This is a genomic window from Yersinia sp. 2466 StPb PI (genome assembly GCF_041538325.1).
GTDB classification, from domain to species: Bacteria; Pseudomonadota; Gammaproteobacteria; order Enterobacterales; family Enterobacteriaceae; genus Yersinia; species Yersinia enterocolitica_E.
Map to the genome: position 1 here is coordinate 3,834,855 of NZ_JAULSL010000001.1, position 14,446 is coordinate 3,849,300.

Consider the following 14,446-nt stretch of genomic DNA (forward strand, 5'->3'; position numbering starts at 1 on the left):
ATCAAAATGATGAATCGCAGACTTGCCGCAATATCCGCTTCAACTGAAGCCATGCATCAACATTTAAATAATGCCCGAATAGAAGAACGCAAAGCCTTTGCGCTTAATCTATCAGAAAAGTTAACCGCCCTTTCCGATCATATATCTCAGCGCGACCTAAATAGCATTGAGGCTATTGAGCTAATCCGTCAGGTTGCTGAAAACCTCAAGGCTGTATCTGAGGGGCAACGTTAATGGCTGACTTAATCGATATCGCCCAAGAACGGCAAGAAATGGTATTAGCTGCCCAGATAGCCAATGCACGCTACAAGCCAATCACACCGTCTGCTTTTATCTGCGAATGCTGTGAGGCTGTAATTCCAGAGCAACGGCGCATCAGTGTGCCGGGAGTGATATTTTGTGTCACTTGCCAGCAAATCCATGAAGAGAAGAAAAAACACTATCGGGGTGCCTTATGAATCGCTCCCCGCTGAAATGGGCCGGTTCTAAAGCCCGAATTATGCCAACCTTACTTCAGCATTTACCAACGGGTAAACGACTGATAGAGCCGTTCGCTGGCTCCTGTTCTGTTATGTTAAATACGGATTATGATGAATATCTGATAACAGATATCAATGATGATCTGATTAACTTCTATGAAATGGCCAAAAGAGAAACGAGCGATTTAATCAATGTGGCTTCCTCACTGTTTCTCACTGCTAATTCCCACGAACAATATTATATTTTCCGCAAAATATTTAATGCACGAAACCGTGATGATATATCCAGAGCAGCTATCTTCCTTTACCTCAATCGCCACTGCTTTAATGGTATTTGTCGCTATAACCAACAAGGGCAATTTAACGTCCCGTATGGCAAATACAAAGCACCCTATTTCCCCGAATCCGAGATACGTTTCTTTGCTGAAAAAGCCAAGAAAGCGACCTTCTTATGTTGTGATTTTTCCGAAGCACTGGAAATGGCTGTTGCGGGTGATGTGATTTATTGCGATCCACCTTATATCCCAGTATCCCGTACCGCTGATTTTACGAGTTACCACACCGACGGTTTTAGCGCTGATCAGCAATTTCGGTTAGTTCGCCTACTGGCAAGAGCGGCTGAAAATGGTTGTCATGCTGTTGCGTCCAATAGCGATACCCCTGTCACCCGAGATCTCTACAGCTGCTTCACCCTTCACTCAATTAAGGCTCCGCGCTCTATCAGTTGTAAGGGGGATGGTAGAAAAAGCACTGGGGAAATCATCGCTACTCTTAGGCACAATTGAATGGCTAACCATTCTCGCGGTCGTAGCGCCCCAACCCCATCTGAACCTTACCCCGGTAACACTGAAACGTTTACCGGGGCTTACTCATGGAATGCGCCACGACCAGCAATTGCGACCGCTGCCGGTGAAAAACCGATCAGCGAGGATTTATTCAGGCGCTTTGCTCAAATCAATGAACCCATTCCGCGCGCGCGTCGTGTTATGCGCCGCCTTGAGTCGCTGCCTCACTATATCCGCCGTTACTACACCCAACGAGTGGAGAACATCAAACAAAACAGTGGAGCCAAACGAGCCAATAGCTACTTAATTAACTCAATCGAAAAGTATCTATTACCGCGTATCGACTCTGTAACTGACCAATATCAGATTGATATTCGGTCCCATGTATTACTCCCTTTCTACGATGATTTTCGCCGTATTCCTTACTATGGTAAGCGAGATATCAAACGGTTGGCCTATCGTCTGTCAGATTGCATGACTGGCGAGTTTATCCGCGAATATGACCATCAAATGGGATTGCCTGATGGTGATATTGAAACCGCAATTGTGTCCGGCTATGGTTATATCGGTTTTTTAACTCGTCAGCTAAATACTAACGCACCGGGCTGGGGATTATACGAAAGCCAAACGATGACAGCGGACGAAGCATTACGCGCCACTGCCCGTATTGAGTCCCCTTCATGGTGGTTACGCCGTCTGAAGCATATCCATGATCAGTGGCGTGAACACCTGATGATTGCGGCGGGTTATGTGCACGCCAAATCAGCACCCTATTGCAGTGATCCCGCCCTCAAGGAATGGCAAGCACAGAAGAGGTCTAACCGTGAATTCTTACAGGCGTTTGAGCTGGAAGATGAAGACGGAAACCGGATTTCGCTGGTTGATAAATACGACGGCAGTATAGCCAATCCTGCGATCCGCCGCTGTGAATTAATGACCCGAATGCGCGGGTTTGAGGATATCGCGGAACAAGAGAATTTAGCCGGTGATTTCTACACCTTAACAGCGCCGTCGAAATTCCATTCCATGCACAACAGTGGCAAGCGCAACCACAAATGGCGCGGTGCAAATCCACGGCAAACACAAAAGTATTTGTGTCGTATCTGGTCACAGGTCCGTGCAGCCTGGAAACGCGCGGGTATCCGGGTATTTGGTTTCCGTGTGGCGGAGCCTCACCACGACGAAACACCCCACTGGCATATGCTGCTATTTATGTTGCCTGCTGATATCGAACCGGCCCGTGACATTTTTTGCACCTATGCCCGTTGGGAAGATTCAGAAGAGTTGCAATCACAAGAAGCGCTTAAAGCCCGTTTTCATGTGGTACCCATTGATAAAGAACTGGGTAGCGCCACCGGCTACATAGCCAAATATATATCAAAGAATATCGACGGTTATGCGCTTGATGATGAGCTGGACGACGAAAGCGGAAAACCACTGAAGGAAACAGCCAAACGAGTCAGTGCCTGGGCGTCTCGTTGGCGTATTCGCCAGTTCCAGCAAATAGGTGGTGCGCCGGTCACGGTATACCGTGAATTACGCCGTCTGCGGGATAAGGAGCTGCGTTTATTCCCAGAGATATCACCAGCTCAGGTTGCCGCAGATGAAGGCAACTGGGCGGGTTACACCCTCGCACAAGGCGGCCCATTAGTCGCCCGCAAAGATTTGCGCGTTAGGCTCAATTACGACATCACCGAGAATGGCAACGATTACGGGGATAACGTCAGCCGGATCACTGGCGTCTTTGCCCCTGAATCGGGTTCTAATTCAATTATCTATACTCGCACCACCACTTACAAAATTGTCCCTAAAATCAAAGCTGATGCGGATTTTTCTGTTGACGTTCAGGGCGGCCCGCCGCCCCTTGGAGTTCTGTCAATAACTGTACGCGGTAGCGATCCTCAACCAGTAAGATCGATTGAAAGCACCCCGCCAAGCGCAGAATTTAGTTATCCAAAACTACCCAAGAACGCAACAGCCAAGCAGATAAAACGCTATCACCAGCAAACCAGCCAGCTTTTTGAAGATATGGGGCGCAAGGAACGGCGAGAACTGGCCGAACGTATCCGCAATGATGGGGATAAGGGTAAGAAAGTCTCTGATAATCGCGAGGTGAAAAAAGCAGAGATAGCGGCTCAGTATCAGCCTGTCGGTGAGTTAGCGGATCAGGTACTGAGCTTCCTGCGAAAAATCGGTATAGAGCCGGAGTCGTGGGAATTGCGGGCGCTGGCTATGGGGGGTAAGGTGGATTTTGGGGATGCTGTTTTCTACCTACAAAATGAGCAGTTGTTATGTGACAAACATCCAAAATAGCAGTAAAAAAAACACTATCTGCAATCAATTTTAGTGATCGTATTTGAGGATTAATTGACTTTATTACTTATCTATAATAAAAGTTAATAAAACATAACTATCTAGACATTATGAATAGAGAGCTTTTCCGTAACTTGACATTGTTATCCCAAAATCAGCCTTGGGTAGACAAGAAGATGGATCGCCTTGAAGATCTTTTATTTAAAGATTGTGACACACATGATGAGAGAGAACTGCTCATTAGCTTAGTTAGTAGAATCGAGTATTTAGATAGCGAAAGGTTCGTACAAATTCTTAAAGATCTAGCCTTGGATATAGTCAGTGACCCAGGGTTGCACGATAGATCTACTGTTGTTACAGCTATGACTATGGGTCATGATGCTGATAGTGGCCAATTAGTTCTATATTCATTAAAAACAATATTACAAGAGTTAGATTGGTCAAGTTATAAACATGTAAATAACGCAGCCCATGCATACAAAACAATAATGTCGTCTGCCCCACATAGAGACATAGTTCTAGTCGATGAATTTGTCGGTTCAGGCAAAACAGTCATTGACCGAGTGAAAAGTATAATAAACCAATTTGGGACCGATAAAAAAGACGAATTCTCTATTAAAGTAAAAGTTATTGCTGCCACAGAGGAAGGGTTAAATAACGTCAAAAAAGCAGGAATAAACATCAGCTCTCAAATAACCATGTCTAAGGGAATAACAGATTATTACCCAGAAGACATAAGAAAAGAATACATTGATAAAATGCTAAGACTTGAAGAAATTCTTTCTAAAAAATATAATGATAGATCACTTCCAAGCTTAGGATATGGATTTGCTGAAGCTTTGTATTATAGAGCTGATGGAAACATTCCAAACAGTGTTTTCCCAATATTCTGGTGGAACAGATATCGTAATGAAAGTACTAGATTAACGTTATTTACAAGAGCGATGGGGGATGCATAGTGAGTAATGTTAACAATATAGAATTTAAAATTCTGATTACGTTGTTCAAGGCTAGAGGGAAATTAGACAGTTTTTCAGCTTTTAATAGAGTTAAAATTCCTTTCCCCGATTTTAACCAAGCCGTAAAAAGGCTTGAAAAAATAGATTTTTTATATTCAAAGGAATTTATAATTGAATTAACCATAGCAGGGAAAGATTTCATATTAAAAAACTCATCTAACTATGGTGGAAGAAAGAAAGTATGGAGAAATGTTCCTCCTGATTTTATTTCTCCAAAATTAAATCCAGAAATAAAATATGTGCCAAGTATAAGATTGTTAGATAGAGATATATTTCCAATACATAGAAAATATAGAGCCTAAAAAGTAATTGACATTCAATAAAAGTCAGATAGTATAAAATCAGTGGCTTACAGAAGCTAGTATGTTAGAGTGGTGTCGCTCACTAGTTTAGGATCGCGTTAGCCCAGTCCGTAAACCTCTCGTTGTTCGGTTTACGGAAGTGGGCAATATAAAGCTCGTAGCTCGTTACTCGCTACTCACTTTATATTGCCGGTTCGATCCAGCAATTTTTTGCGTTATCGCAAAAAGTTGCTGCCTCGAACCACTGGCTTAAAGTATTGAAGGTATCTTCTGTAAGTCACAATTATGAATATGAAAAAAAATACTCTTGAGCATTGGTCTGAGTTCTTTCACGATAGAGGTATATCCTACGAATTATTCGAGGTATATCTAGTTTATATACAAAAATTAATCAGTACTGAATCTCCTATTATCTTCGAAAAAGAACATCTATCACAGTTGCTTGGGATAAATGAATCTATTCTTAATAAAATGATTAATAGTCCAAATAATTTTTATCGTAAATTTACCATTCCAAAAAGAAGAGGTGGCGACCGTAATATAGTTGCTCCATATCCTTCTCTACTTTCTTGTCAGCACTGGATATATAAAAATATCCTTTTAACTGAGCACCCCCACTACTCATGCCATGGATTCACCCCAAAAAAATCTATTATTTCTAATGCTAAAATTCATATTGGCTCTAAAACATTACTAAAAATGGATTTAGAAGATTTTTTTCCATCGATTCCAATTAATTGGGTTGTAAGATATTTTCAACAACGAGGGTATGCTAATAATGTTTCATTCTATTTAGCCGCATTATGTTGTTATGATGAACATCTAGCTCAAGGAGCAGCTACAAGCCCATACTTATCAAATCTACTTTTAAAAGGGTTAGATGAAAGGTTAACTAATCTTTGTCTGAAGTATAACTTAAAGTATTCCCGATATGCTGATGATCTAGCAATTTCTGGCGATTATGTTCCTCATACGCTGATCGAAGTCATAACAGAGATAGTTTCAGATTACGGTTTAAAGGTTAACACTAAAAAAACAGCATTACTTATTAATGCTCAAAAAAAAATAATAACTGGCATCGCGATTACCGAAGATAATATTCGTGTCCCCAGAAGTTTCCGCCGTGAATTAAAGAACACTATGAATTTCATATTAAAATATGGTTTTATATCGCATGTGACACAGTTAAAAATAAAAGATCCATATTATTTATTTTCATTAATCGGAAAGGTTAATTTCTTAATGCAAGTCGAACCAGAAAATAAAAACGCTCGCGAATGGAAATCTACATTAATAAACATCCTAAAGTCACAATAAGTTATTTTAATAAAATCCAAATGAAGCTAATACGAAAACTTCATTTGTTGTTTTAATGAAAAATATTTTCTAGCCTTTATATTCGTCATTTATGCACAGACACTCCAAAATTAAACCGTAAATTTTATATAAGCCCGCTTCGGCGGGTATTTTTTACCCGCAAAAGTACCCCGCAATTCTGCACAAGTTTGCACAATATTTTTGATGCTATTTAGCCCCTTTCAGCCCAGAACTGGCGCGGCCTGCTGCCAGTTGCACAAATGCACAAAAAGCGCCCCTTTTTGCGTGCAGGCGTGGAGGGGAGACAATCGCGCGCTGAAGGGTCTAAGGGAGGTCGGGCACCTTCGGCTGATTCGCTGCTTTTGGGTCATAGTGATGTGCATTCGGGTGATGGGTGTCGTGATCGGGTGCGTGAGGCGTGCGCCTCGCTATGAGCCGCACAGCGCGTTATAGCGTAATGGGAGAATTGCACACGGCGCAGGGCGCGCCGGTGTGGGTAGCTGACCGTGACGCTTACACTGGCGTAACCGCCTACTGGCTGGATCTGAATTTTGGTAAACCCAAAAAAGCCACGGTCAAACGCCGACGCCGACGCAGGAAAACCGCAACACCCGCGCCCGCCAAGAAAGCGAAAGAACCGGCATCAACCAGCAAAGAGGGTGGGTATCTGGAGGGTGAGGAGGGGAATGTTTTTGTGATGCGCGAAACGTTCAAGACAGAACGTGCAGCACGTCGCGCCGCTGCCGCGAAGTGGTCGAAACTGCAACGCGGCGCGGCTGAATTTACGATGACACTGGCACGCGGCCGTGCTGACTTATTCCCAGAACTGCCTGCTGTCATGCAAGGATTTAAACCAGAGATTGATCAGGCGGCATGGATAATTACCCAGGTCACGCACACTATCGGGGATAATGGATTTACTACCGCGCTAAATTTTGAGGTGAAAATATCCAGTTGGGATATGGCCGGAGAAGAAACAGAGTAAAAGAATTCAGGGAATGAATAGGTTATACTTTAGCCAAGCAAGAAAAGGTTGGAGTTATTATCATGATGTCATGCCCACAATGTGGTGCTGTTAGTCGCACCCGCACAAGCAGAATGATAACCGGCAATACCAAAGAGAATTACCACCAGTGCCAGAACCTGCTTTGCAGTTGTACGTTCACCACACTGCAATCAGTCGATAAAATCCTGTCCCGCCCCAGCCGTAATAACACCGCAACCCTACCCCGCGATCTGTTTCTGCCAGGGCATCTGGGTAACGACCAATTTGATCTGGGTTTTTGATACCCTCCCCGCTTTCAATCAGCCTGCCGCGTGCGGGCTTTTTTGTCGGCTCTTTCTTTCCCCACTCGTTCAAACTCATCCACTGTAAAGTTTGAAAAATAGGCTAATCCTGTATACAGACAAAAAGCTGTGATAAAGAGTGCAGCCCATAAAAATGGATAATCGACATTCAATACCATAGATGCAAAAAGAAGAAACCCACTGATTATGAGCATCACACATAGAAATACACTTGAAAGCTCATCTAAGGTTTTATAAATAAATCCATTAAGATCCCATCTCTTAAAAACGAATACCCACTTTAGGGACAGAGAAATGACATAAATTCCTGCTACGGAATATTTATAGATTTCATCATTACCTACCATAGAACCAAAAATGGTCAAGGCTCGCTCTTCACCGCCCCATAAGTAAGCGATAGCAGGAAAGCCACATCCGATGATAAATAAGTGTGCAAATATCTTCGCGCTATCTTCACGTAACTGATTGTAGATAGTTGCAAAAAACTTAATCCCTTTACTTAATCCTGAAAATTCCATTTCAAATCAACTCTATTGTTTTTTGAGATCCCGCCTCAAGCTAAGGCAAAAGCAAAAATTAGGAAGGATAGCCCCGAGCTGCGGTCAGCATGTGGACACAATTAAAATAAAATAGCTGAATTTCAATAAGTTACATTCAATAAAAAGGCCGCTAATTCGGCCTTAGACTACTGACAATAAATAATGCCGCACTCGGCGGCATTGATATTGACTATTATTCCATCACTTAGCCGCTTTACGGCGCAGTTGCTGCCACTGCCAGCCCCATAGCAACGCAATCGCCAGCGCGAAGAGCACACCGAAACCAACGCCAACCGCGACGACCGGCGCACCCAGCTTTACTACCACCGAGTACAGCCCCAGCATCAACAACATTGCGGTATTCTCACCCAGATTTTGCACTGCAATGGCATTCCCGGCGCCCACACTTTGTTTGCCGCGCTCTTGTAACAAGGCATTGAGCGGTACGACAAAGAAACCGCCTAAGATCCCGATAATAATCAACAGTAAATAGGCCATTGGCATACTGTGTTGCAGTGAGAATGCCGCCACCACCACACCAATTAATACCCCCGCCGGTAAACAGCGTTTTACTGTTTTAAGTGTCACGAAACGTGCCGCAGCACCCGCGCCAATCACAATCCCAATCGCCACCATGGCATTTAACAGCGTCGGGGTGGCGTTATCGGCAATCCCCAATGCTACCGGCACCCATAGCACCAGCAGGAAGCGCAACGTGACCCCTGCGCCCCAGAACAGGCTGGTCCCCGCCAGTGAGAAGCGAGTTTCGCCATCCCGCCACAGAATGCGGCATGCGGCAAAAAAACTGCCGGTCATGGCCCGTGGCCGCCATGAGCTGCCGGTTCGGGCAGCAGCCAGATGTGGGATAAATAGATTAGCCACCACCGCAATGGCATACACCAGCGCACAGACACTCAATGCCGCGATCAGATGCCAATCAGCCAGCACCCCACCGGCGACTGAACCGAGTAAAATAGCCGCAATGGTTGATGCCTCCATCATACCGTTGGCTTTAACCAACTGCTCGCCGGAAGTGATTTCTCCCAAGATGCCATATTTAGCTGGTGAATAAGCCGCGGCCCCGACTCCAACCAGGCTGTAACCAAGAAATGGATTCAGACCAAAACAGATAACTAATGCACCAGCCAACTTCAGGCCATTCGCGACCATCATCACACGCCCTTTGGCAAAGCTATCAGCCACTTGCCCGACAAACGGAGCCAGGATGATATAAGTGGCCACAAAGGCCATTTGCAAGATAGGCTGGCTCCAGTCGGGATATAACTGCTGCTTAATTAATGCCAAGGTGGCAAAAAGCAGTGCATTATCACCAAAAGCTGAGAAAAACTGAGCGCCAAGTACAGCGATCATTCCTCTGGAGAGCAAAGGCTTATCTGACAATTCTTGCTGACTCATTCGCTCATCTCCGCATCTTGTGCCATTTTAGTTAACGTAACAAAGTCAGGTTTACCACTCCCCAGTAGGGGTAATGCTTTCACCACTCTGATATCACGTGGAACTGCCAGTTCTGGCACCCCACCCTCACGTGCGGCTTTAATCAGCCGTTCGCGGGTAATTTCACTGTCAGTGGTAAACAGCACCAGTGCTTCTCCTTTGGCGCTGTCGGTTTTAGCCGCTGCGGCATGTTGCCCCTCGGGCGAGATACGTAATGCCAGTTGTTCGACACTCTCCAGTGATACCATTTCACCAGCTAATTTGGCAAAACGCTTCACCCGCCCGCGAATGGCGCAGAACCCCCGCTCATCGAGGGTGACAATATCACCGGTATCGTACCAACCCTCCTCACGCTCACCCTGAGCATTCTCCGCCGCCGGTTGTTCCAACACCCCCGGATGCTCTACGCGCAGATAACCGCGCATAATATTGGGGCCGCGCAATTGCAAACGCCCACCTTGCTCGATTCCCGGCACAGTTATCAAGCGCGCCTCCATACCAGGAAGAATGCGCCCAACGGTATTCACTTTCGCTGCCATCGGCACGTTAATCGCCACTACCGGCGCACATTCGGTGACGCCATACCCTTCCAGAATACGAATACCGAATTTGTCCTGCCAAATCTGTTTGGTGCTATCAGCCAGTTTTTCAGCCCCAGCCACCACATAACGCAACCGAGCAAAATCATAAGGATGAGCAAAGCGAGCATAGTTGCCCAAGAAAGTTGACGTGCCAAACAGCACGGTGCAGTTACGGTCATACACCAATTCTGGCACCACCCGATAATGCAGCGGGCTGGGATAAAGGAATACTCGGCTACCGGTCATCAGCGGAGTGAATAACCCCACCGTCAGGCCGAAAGCATGGAACAGCGGCAGCGAAGACATAAAGCGATCACGCGGGGTGAAATCAGCAATGGTGCGGATCTGCTCAACGTTAGCCAATATACTTGCATGAGAATGTACTACGCCTTTTGGGTTCCCCTCCGAGCCGGAAGTGAACAAAATCAGTGCGCTATCATCCGCCTGTTGTGGCAACATCGCCCGGCGCGGACAACATAAATGGAATAAAATCCACAATTTGTCGGCCAGCGTAACCGTGTCTTTTAAATCTTCCAGATAGACCCAATTTGCCTCAGTAACCTGTTCGGGCAAATGTGTCAGTTTGCCTTTTTCCAAAAACTGGCGCGAGGTGACGATGGTTTTCAACGACGCCGCAGTAATTGCACTCTTCAACCCTTTGGCACCCGAAGTGTAATTAAGCATTGCCGGAATACGGCCACGCAGAGAAGCACCAAAGATCGCCGCCGCAGTAATCGTCGCATTCGGTAATAACATCCCAACATGCTCGCCCTGCGCGGTGAAGCGTTGCAGGATACGGCTGACACCGAGGATTTTTTTCAGTAGCGTTTGATAACTGTCTTCTTTAAATGAAACATCCTCAATACAGGGTTTAAAACGCCCATAACGAGTTTGTGCCGATAACAACGCTTCAAACAGCGTTTCCCGTGGCACGATAGCCATACGCGCGGCCATCATAATGGCGTGTAAGTGTTCACCCGCCAACACCCGACGGTCACGGGCACGCGGCGCTTGCGGCATGGGTAACGTGGTCGCAGGCAAAACATGAATGCTGATTTTTGGGAACCAGCGGAGTTTGAGCACATCACCCAAACGCCCAAAATGAGTAAATTCTGGCCCTTCCAAACGGATTGGGACGACCGTAGCGCCTGATTTGGCGGCAATAAATGCAGCACCATCATAGATTTTCATCAATGAGCCGGTCACGGTAATACGCCCTTCAGGGAACACCACGACTGGCCTGCCTTGTTCCACCATCCTGACCAAATGTTTGATAGCCATTGGCTTGGTAGGATCAAGTGCGACAAAATCGATATAAGGTTTTAGCCAGCGCATATACCAGCTCTCAGAAACACTGGTATAGACCGCAAAAACCGGCTTGATCGGCAGAAATAATGCGAGCAAAGCCCCATCAAGGAAAGAGACATGATTCGGCGTAATTATCAGTTTTTGATGGGTAAACTGATCCGTCACACCATCAATGGTGACACGAAATAATCGACGAAAAAGAGCACGCAATAAGCGATAACCCATGTTTATTTCCCTATAAGACAATGAATATGAAAAAGAGAGAATACTATAATAGTGGCTAAAATATTGCTAAGAGGGGGCTGATAATCGCAACAGCAGGAAGAAATAAAAAAAAACCTACGCATCTGCGTAGGTTGGTGCAAATAAAAAACTGGCTTTTAACACACAGCGTATGTTGATTACTCACCAATTAATACCTCTGGGATGAACACTGTATCCGTTTCAGTGAAGCCACAGCCAGCAAGCAATCGCAACATTTACGTGCAAAGTGTAACCAGTAGTGAACATTGTCAGAAAGACGAAATAGGTTTGTAATTCATTGAGGTGCATTGCCAAAATAATGGGTGCTGCCGCTATCCCACCGGCAACACCCTAAGCCTGGCTAAGATAAAATTAGTACCGCGCCACCTCAACCAGACAACTCATTGCATTCGGGCCTTGAGTTAAACGCGAGGTACCAATGTCTAGCGTCAGAACGTTGGGGTTACCTGATTGTTCAACTTTATGCTGCTTGCCGCCGAAACCGGGATCAAACCAGGCCCCTGTTGCCATTAACACTACCCCTTGAGTAACACCATCAGTAATACGCACTCCCGCCAGACAATGACCCCGTAAGTTGCTGACCTGAACCTGACTGCCCTCAGTAATGTCACGTTTGGCTGCATCTTGTGGGTGCATATACAGCGTTTCACGGCCGGCAGTTTTATTCCCTTGCGCCAATGGTGCAGGATCAAGTTGGCTATGCAGACGATCCTCGGGTTGAATAGAGATCAGATGCAGCGGCCACTGCTCAGCTTGTGGTGCCCCTAACCACTCAACCGGTGGTTGCCACTCGGCATGAGGCGCAAAATCCTCATAGTGATAGCTGGCGATTTTCTCACTGAACAGCTCAATTTTGCCACTTGGCGTTTGCAGCGGATTAGTCTGTGGGTTTTCGCGAAAAGCATCAAAGAACACGAACTCCTTTGGCGGAGCAGGTAAATCAACATGGCCCCGTTGCCAGAAAGATTCAAAATCAGGCCATTCCACCCCGTGTGGCTGTTGTGCCACTCCGCACTCCTGGTAGATATGCCGAATCCAGGCCATTTCATCTCTATTTTCGGTAAATTCACTGCGATAACCCAGTCGTTCGGCCAGATCAGCGAAAATATCAAAATCGTTACGGGCCTGATGTTGTGGCGCAATCGCCTGATGCATCGCCAATACATAGCGATCCCGTGACGAGCCACCAATATCATTACGTTCCAGCGAACTGGTCACTGGCAGCACGATATCGGCCATTTTAGCCGCAGGTGTCCACCAGATATCCTGCACAATCACGGTGTCCGGCTTTTGCCACCCCTCCACCAGCCGATTCAATTGCTGATGATGGTGGAATGGATTGCCGCCAGCCCAATGCACTAAATGAATATCGGGGTAGGTATGGGTTTCCCCTTGGAACTGATACGGCTGCCCCGGTTGCAGCAACATGTCACAAATGCGGGCCACTGGAATAGCCAATCCAGAGGGGTTCTTACCCACAGGCATGCTTGGCCCCGGCGTGTCTATCCGCGGGTTACCCACACCGTTCATCGATCCATGACCAAATGAGAAGCCACCGCCGGGCAGCCCCACTTGCCCCAGCATGGCTGATAAGGCAATCACCATCCAGTAAGGTTGCTCCCCACGGTGCGCGCGCTGTACTGAATAGGAACAGGTCATAAAGCTGCGAACACCGATAAGTTGCTGGGCTAACAGGATAATTCTTGGTGCGGGAATACCGGTAATCTCGCTGGCCCACTCAGGGGTTTTAGCAATACCGTCATTCACCCCACGAATGTAATCAGCTAATTGCTCATAGCCCACGCAATGAGTAGCCAGAAAAGCCTCATCCTGCCCGTCAACACGTTGGATTTCATAAGCCAGCGCCAGCATCAGTGCTACATCTGTATTGGGACGAATCGGTATCCATTCGGCATTCACAAATGCCGGGCAATCATCCCGCATCGGGCTGATGTTAATCACTGGCGTGCCTTTTTGTGCCAGTTTTTCCAACCAGGGTTTTAATGAATGTTCCGCCGAGCCACCGGAAGAGACCTGAGCGTTTTTCAGTGCCAACCCGCCGAACGCAATAAACAGTTCACAATGCTCAACCACACTCGGCCATGATGTCACCCTGCCGGTCAACGGGCTAAAAGTACCAATCACATAAGGCAGAAAAAACTGTGCCGAGCCCCAACTGTAGTTGCCCAGTTGATCAACCCCGCCGCCGCCGCTGAAATAGAAACGCCGGACTAATGAACGCGCGTGATGTAAACGCCCGGCAGAAGACCAACCATAGGAGCCGGTAAATATCCCTGACAGGCCATAATGGTCCCTGACCCGGCGATTCTCTTGCGCCACTAAATCCAGCGCGACATCCCACTCCACCTCAACAAAGTCTTCCCGACCACGCAAAGTTCGATCACTTTTCTCTCGCTGCTGTAACCACGATCGGCGTATCGCCGGTTTGCGAATACGTTTATCGGAATAAACCATGGGTGTAATGGATTCCAACAACCGAGAAGGGTTGGGATCATTGGCAAATGGCTCGCAACGGATCAGTTTGCCATCTTCAACAACAGCGGTAAAAGCGCCCCAGTGGGCAAGCTGGGGGTAACGGATGATGGACATGGCTATCTCAGGCAATTAAATAGATCATAAAAATAACATTCAGCGGGCAGTAAGACCAAAGCACAATTTAGACTAAACATAATCGTTTTGTACTAACCGTTTCATTTAATGCGCTGGGTTAACCAAGGCAGGTCAAATCGAAACCTGTGGCTTGCGAAAACCACAG

Annotated in this window: 12 protein-coding genes and 1 pseudogene; 9 read left to right on the plus strand and 4 right to left on the minus strand. The window is 46.4% G+C overall.

From position 1 onward, the window contains the following. Positions 1 to 6: 6 nt before the first annotated feature. From Q2T72_RS17460 to Q2T72_RS17500, 9 genes and pseudogenes are all read left to right on the plus strand, one after another. Entirely contained in the window at positions 7 to 234 is a 228-nt protein-coding gene (locus Q2T72_RS17460; protein ID WP_049615886.1) for a DUF2732 family protein, read from the plus strand. Further along, positions 234 to 458: a TraR/DksA family transcriptional regulator gene (locus Q2T72_RS17465; RefSeq protein ID WP_372569549.1), complete on the plus strand. Its 225-nt coding sequence runs from the start codon at positions 234 to 236 to the stop codon at positions 456 to 458. The genes Q2T72_RS17460 and Q2T72_RS17465 overlap by 1 nt, the downstream gene beginning before the upstream one ends. Then, positions 455 to 1,264: a DNA adenine methylase gene (locus Q2T72_RS17470; RefSeq protein WP_372569550.1), complete on the plus strand. Its 810-nt coding sequence runs from the start codon at positions 455 to 457 to the stop codon at positions 1,262 to 1,264. The genes Q2T72_RS17465 and Q2T72_RS17470 overlap by 4 nt, the downstream gene beginning before the upstream one ends. After that, complete coding sequence (locus tag Q2T72_RS17475; RefSeq protein ID WP_372569551.1) at positions 1,265 to 3,577, plus strand: replication endonuclease; 2,313 nt, start codon at positions 1,265 to 1,267, stop codon at positions 3,575 to 3,577. Between the two features lie 176 nt (positions 3,578 to 3,753). Beyond that, entirely contained in the window at positions 3,754 to 4,536 is a 783-nt protein-coding gene (locus Q2T72_RS17480; RefSeq protein WP_372569552.1) for a hypothetical protein, read from the plus strand. Next, on the plus strand, positions 4,536 to 4,898 hold the full coding sequence (locus Q2T72_RS17485; protein WP_372569553.1) for a hypothetical protein: 363 nt from the start codon (positions 4,536 to 4,538) through the stop codon (positions 4,896 to 4,898). Before Q2T72_RS17480 ends, Q2T72_RS17485 begins: the two co-directional genes overlap by 1 nt. A gap of 285 nt (positions 4,899 to 5,183) precedes the next feature. Beyond that, complete coding sequence (locus Q2T72_RS17490) at positions 5,184 to 6,215, plus strand: reverse transcriptase family protein (protein WP_372569554.1); 1,032 nt, start codon at positions 5,184 to 5,186, stop codon at positions 6,213 to 6,215. Between the two features lie 496 nt (positions 6,216 to 6,711). Continuing rightward, positions 6,712 to 7,200: pseudogene (locus Q2T72_RS17495) on the plus strand (phage late control D family protein); the annotation flags it as partial. Between the two features lie 62 nt (positions 7,201 to 7,262). Further along, positions 7,263 to 7,502, plus strand: coding sequence for an ogr/Delta-like zinc finger family protein (locus tag Q2T72_RS17500; protein ID WP_050881602.1), 240 nt, complete (start codon positions 7,263 to 7,265; stop codon positions 7,500 to 7,502). 14 nt (positions 7,503 to 7,516) lie between these two features. On the opposite strand, the gene Q2T72_RS17505 is transcribed toward Q2T72_RS17500, so the two are convergent. The 4 genes from Q2T72_RS17505 to Q2T72_RS17520 all read right to left on the minus strand — a co-directional run bounded on the left by Q2T72_RS17505 (position 7,517) and on the right by Q2T72_RS17520 (position 14,280). Then, positions 7,517 to 8,041, minus strand: a complete 525-nt coding sequence (locus Q2T72_RS17505) for a hypothetical protein (RefSeq protein WP_050540416.1) — start codon at positions 8,039 to 8,041, stop codon at positions 7,517 to 7,519. A gap of 222 nt (positions 8,042 to 8,263) precedes the next feature. Further along, on the minus strand, positions 8,264 to 9,478 hold the full coding sequence (lplT, locus tag Q2T72_RS17510) for a lysophospholipid transporter LplT (RefSeq protein ID WP_372569555.1): 1,215 nt from the start codon (positions 9,476 to 9,478) through the stop codon (positions 8,264 to 8,266). After that, positions 9,475 to 11,631, minus strand: coding sequence for a bifunctional acyl-ACP--phospholipid O-acyltransferase/long-chain-fatty-acid--ACP ligase (gene aas, locus Q2T72_RS17515; RefSeq protein WP_372569556.1), 2,157 nt, complete (start codon positions 11,629 to 11,631; stop codon positions 9,475 to 9,477). Before aas ends, lplT begins: the two co-directional genes overlap by 4 nt. Positions 11,632 to 12,021: 390 nt before the next feature. Further along, entirely contained in the window at positions 12,022 to 14,280 is a 2,259-nt protein-coding gene (locus Q2T72_RS17520) for a molybdopterin guanine dinucleotide-containing S/N-oxide reductase (RefSeq protein WP_372569557.1), read from the minus strand. Positions 14,281 to 14,446: the final 166 nt, after the last annotated feature.